Raw genomic sequence first — 4222 nt, 5'->3', positions numbered from 1 at the left:
CCCGCCGCGGCGGCTCCGGCCCCGGCTCCGATGCCCGCCCCGGCTCCGGTCCCGCCGCCCGCCCCGGTCTACGCCGACAATCTCGACGGCTGGATCCGCCAGGCGCTGGACATCATGTCCCAGCACGGCATCCCGGGCAGCTACGACGGCATCATGCGCAACATTCAGCGCGAATCCAGTGGCAACCCGCAGGCGATCAACCTGTACGACTCGAACGCGGCCATGGGCATCCCGTCCAAGGGCCTGCTCCAGGTGATCGACCCGACCTTCAACGCGTACCACGTCGAGGGCACCTCGACGAACATCTGGGACCCGGTCGCCAACATCGTGGCCGCCTGCAACTACGCGGCGCACCGCTACGGCTCGATGGACAACGTCTCCAGCGCGTACTGATCCACGCTCGGCTCCACCCCGGCGCGAATCCGGGCGAATAATGCGATGGCCTGCCTGATGAGGGGTGGGCCATCGCGTTTTTCATTCACCGGCAAACCGTTGGCATTCGATTTGGCAACACTTTCGCAAACGTCCGAACTCGAAGATCAACAAGGCGTATAACGACCCCGTGGAGCAAGTTCCGGCACTCGGCCGGGACAGATAGCGAAGGGACGGGGTTCATGCACACCTCGGTATCGGCTATCGATATCCAGAGTGGGCTCTCGGACGCGTGGAGTTCCATCGCGACCTGGGTGCCCAAGTTCGTCGGCTTCCTGGTCATTCTGCTCATCGGCTGGTTCGTGGCCAAGGTCGTCGCCAAGGTGGTGACCCGGATCCTGAACCGTGTCGGGTTCGATCGCCTCGTCGAGCGCGGCGGCATCAAGGACATGCTGGCGCGGGGTCGCTACGACGCCACCGGCCTCATCGCCAAGCTCGCCTACTACGCGGTCCTGCTGATCGCGCTGCAGTTGGGCTTCGGCGTCTTCGGCCCGAATCCGGTGTCCACCATGCTCAATGGCATCGTGGCCTGGCTGCCGCGGCTGGCGGTCGGCATCGTCATCGTCTGTATCGCGGGCGCGATCGCGCGCGTCGTGCAGGACATGGTGTCGAACATGCTGAGCGGGCTGGAATACGGTCGCATGCTGGGACGTGTTGCGGCCGTGTTCATCTGGGGCATCGGCATCATCGCCGCGCTCAATCAGATCGGTGTCGGCACGTCGGTGACCATGCCGATTCTGATCACCGTGCTGGCCACCATCGCCGGTGTCCTCATCGTCGGCTTCGGCGGTGGGCTCATTCGCCCGATGCAATCGCGTTGGGAGGGTTGGCTCGACACCATCGAGGGCGAGATGCCCGAGGTGAAGGGGCATGCGCAGGCGTATCAGCGCGGTCGCGAGGACGCGGCGCGGCAGCGGCAGGCGCAGGAGGCGGCCATGCTCGCGCAGCGTGCGGCCATGATGGGTCAGCCCATGATGGCCGGGCCGGGCACGGGTCAGATGCCGCCCGGCAAGTGGGCCGAGCCGGAGGGTCAAATGGGTTACGGGCCAACGGGATACGGGCAGCAAGGCTACGGCCAGGGTGGTGGGCAGATGCCGCCGCCGTCCCGGCCGACGCCCCCGCAGGCGGGGCAGATGGGCCCGCAGACGGGACAGGGTCCCGAGCCGGGTGGGCATCCGATGCCGCCGGGTCAGCAGCCTTCGCGGCCGGGCGGTCAGATGCCGCGGCCGGGCGGGCAGGACCCGGGCAACGCCGGCGGGATGATCTAGAAACCGAAGATCCGGAACCGAAGATCCAGAAATCGAATCAGCCCCGAGGATTTCGTCCTCGGGGCTGATTCGTTGTTCAGCTGTCAGGCCGGGCGGGCCAGCGAGCAGACGCCGGCCAGGCGAAGGTGCAGCCAGTCGGCGTCCTGCCAGTCGAGCGGTGACATCGGGACCTCGGCGTCGGCATCGCGCAGATCGTCGAGAATGCCGCGGGCGTATCCGGCCAGCAGCACGCTCGTGGGGACCACGCTCGAGTTCTCGACACCCAGGTCGAGGATGTCGCGGACGGCGGCGGCGTGCTGGTCGATCTCCGCGCAGACGCCGGGGAACAGCGCCGCGGCCTCGGCGGCGGGGGCTCCGTGGGTGCGCTGCAGACGGTTCAGGGTCTTACGCGCGGAAACGACGAGCAATGCGGAGCCGGGCACAAACACCCGGTGATGCTAGCAACCGGCCCGCACCTGGGGACCCGCTGTGACAAATCGCGCATTCGCGCGGAATGCCTGGTCAGCGGAAGGCTTTGGACCCCGTGAGGGCCTCGCCCAGCACCAGTTGATGCACCTCGGCGGTGCCCTCGTAGGTCAGGACCGACTCCAGATTGTTCGCGTGCCGCAGGACCGGGTACTCGAGGGTGATCCCGTTCGCGCCCAGAATCGTCCGGCATTCGCGCGCGATCTTGATGGCCTCGCGGGTGCTGTTCAGCTTCCCGGAGCTGATCTGCTCATTGCTGATCTGGTGCCGATCCTTCAAACGCCCCAGATGCACAGCGAGCAACTGCCCCTTGCCGAGTTCCAGCGCCATGTCCGCGAGTTTGGCCTGGGTGAGCTGGTAGGCGGCCAGCGGCTTGTCGAATACCTCGCGGGTGCGCGCGTATTCGATGGCGGCGCTCAGGCAGTCGCGGGCCGCGCCGAGCGCGCCGAAGATGATCCCGAAGCGCGCCTCCGACAGGCAGCCCAGCGGCGCGGCCAGCCCCCGCGCCTCCGGCAACTGCGCCTCGGCGGGCAGCCGCACCCCGTCCAGCGACAGCTCCGCGGTGATCGACGCCCGCAGCGACAGTTTGTGCCTCATCTCCCGCGCACTGAATCCCGGTGTGTCCGCGGGCACCACGAACCCGCGGATCACATCCCGCTCACTCTCGCGCGACTGCGCCCACACGATCGCCACATCCGCCACCGACCCATTGGTGATCCACATCTTCGACCCGTCGAGCACCCAATCGTCCCCGTCCCGCCGAGCCCGCGTCCGCATCCCACCCGGATTCGACCCGAAGTCGGGTTCGGTCAACCCGAAACACCCGATCACCCGCCCCGCCGCCATCTCCGGCAGCCACCGCAGCTTCTGCTCCTCCGACCCGTACTTGTGAATAGCCGTCATCGCCAACGACCCCTGCACCGAAACCATGCTCCGCACACCCGAATCCACCGCCTCGAGCTCCAGGCAGGCCAGCCCATAAGCCGTAGCCGAAGTCCCCGCGCACCCGTACCCCTCGAGATGCATCCCGAGCAGCCCCAGCTTTCCCAACTCCGGAGCCAACTCCCGCGCCGGGAACGTCCCAGCCTCGAACCACTCCGCGATATGCGGCCGCAACCTCTCCCCGGCGAACGCACGCACGGTATCCCGTATGTCACGCTCCTCCTCACTGAGCAGGGAATCGATCGCGAACAGCTCATCCACGGTGACCATTCGCCCACCCTAACCCGGTCGTAAACCCCGGAGCGGGGGCTTCATCCGGGTGTCCTTAGGCTGTTCGCATGAGCGATCAGCTGGGTTTCTCCACACGGGCGGTGCACGCCGGGTTCGATCCGGACCCTCAGACCGGTGCGGTGAACGTGCCGATCTATGCGAGTTCGACCTTCGCCCAGGACGGGGTCGGCGGGATGCGCGGGGGGTACGAGTACGCGCGGACCGGGAATCCGACGCGGACGGCGCTGGAGGCGAACCTCGCGGCGCTCGAATCGGGTACGTATGGGCGAGCTTTCGCGTCCGGTATGGCGGCCACCGACTGTGCGCTGCGAGCCAATCTGCGGCCCGGCGATCACCTGGTGATTCCGAACGACGCGTACGGCGGGACGTTCCGGCTCATCGACAAGGTGTTCACCCAGTGGGGGATCGAGTACTCGGTCGCGCCGGTGTCGGATGTGGACGCGGTCGCCGCGGCCATGCGGCCCAACACCAAGCTGGTCTGGGTGGAGACGCCCACCAACCCGCTGCTGAATATCGGTGATATCGCGGCGATCGCCGATGTCGCGCACGCCGGTGGCGCGAAGCTGGTGGTGGACAACACCTTCGCTTCCCCGTACCTGCAGCAGCCGCTGCAGCTGGGTGCGGACATCGTGCTGCACTCGACCACCAAGTACCTGGGCGGGCACTCCGACGTGGTGGGCGGCGCGCTCATCACCAATGACCAGGAGCTGGACGTCAAGTTCGCGTTCCTGCAGAACGGCGCGGGCGCGGTGCCCGGGCCGATGGACGCGTTCCTCACCATGCGCGGCATCAAGACGCTGGCCCTGCGCATGGACCGGCACTGC

5 protein-coding genes are annotated in these 4222 nt (G+C 67.4%); 3 read left to right on the top strand and 2 right to left on the bottom strand.

Annotation, left to right across the window (positions count from 1 at the left end; genetic code table 11):
• Together ACWELQ_RS39805 and ACWELQ_RS39800 are read left to right on the top strand one after the other, a co-directional pair.
• Positions 1–393 (top strand): transglycosylase SLT domain-containing protein (locus tag ACWELQ_RS39805; RefSeq protein ID WP_452402174.1); only part of this gene is annotated, 393 nt, incomplete at its 5' end.
• 221 nt (positions 394–614) lie between these two features.
• The gene (locus ACWELQ_RS39800; RefSeq protein ID WP_452402173.1) at positions 615–1700 is read left to right on the top strand and encodes a mechanosensitive ion channel family protein; all 1086 of its coding nucleotides are present in this window, start codon (positions 615–617) and stop codon (positions 1698–1700) included.
• 83 nt (positions 1701–1783) lie between these two features.
• On the opposite strand, the gene ACWELQ_RS39795 is transcribed toward ACWELQ_RS39800, so the two are convergent.
• Together ACWELQ_RS39795 and ACWELQ_RS39790 are read right to left on the bottom strand one after the other, a co-directional pair.
• Positions 1784–2128 (bottom strand): DUF6401 family natural product biosynthesis protein, encoded by a 345-nt coding sequence (locus ACWELQ_RS39795; protein ID WP_452402172.1) that lies wholly within the window; start codon positions 2126–2128, stop codon positions 1784–1786.
• A 73-nt stretch (positions 2129–2201) separates the two neighbouring features.
• Positions 2202–3377 (bottom strand): acyl-CoA dehydrogenase family protein, encoded by a 1176-nt coding sequence (locus ACWELQ_RS39790; RefSeq protein WP_452402171.1) that lies wholly within the window; start codon positions 3375–3377, stop codon positions 2202–2204.
• Between the two features lie 68 nt (positions 3378–3445).
• On the opposite strand from ACWELQ_RS39790, the gene ACWELQ_RS39785 reads away from it, so the two are divergent.
• The coding region (locus ACWELQ_RS39785) for an aminotransferase class V-fold PLP-dependent enzyme (RefSeq protein WP_452402170.1) at positions 3446–4222 on the top strand (777 nt) is incomplete at its 3' end.

The sequence above is a fragment of the Nocardia sp. NPDC004722 genome, from assembly GCF_053601505.1.
The sequence above is the reverse complement of the archived record's forward strand: the minus strand, read 5'-3'. Positions and strand labels throughout refer to the sequence as shown.

Coding starts and splice junctions, on each gene's coding strand:
- ACWELQ_RS39800 (WP_452402173.1), top strand. CDS start 615: ATGCACACCTCGGTATCGGCTATCGATATCCAGAGTGGGCTCTCGGAC.
- ACWELQ_RS39790 (WP_452402171.1), bottom strand. CDS start 3,377: ATGGTCACCGTGGATGAGCTGTTCGCGATCGATTCCCTGCTCAGTGAG.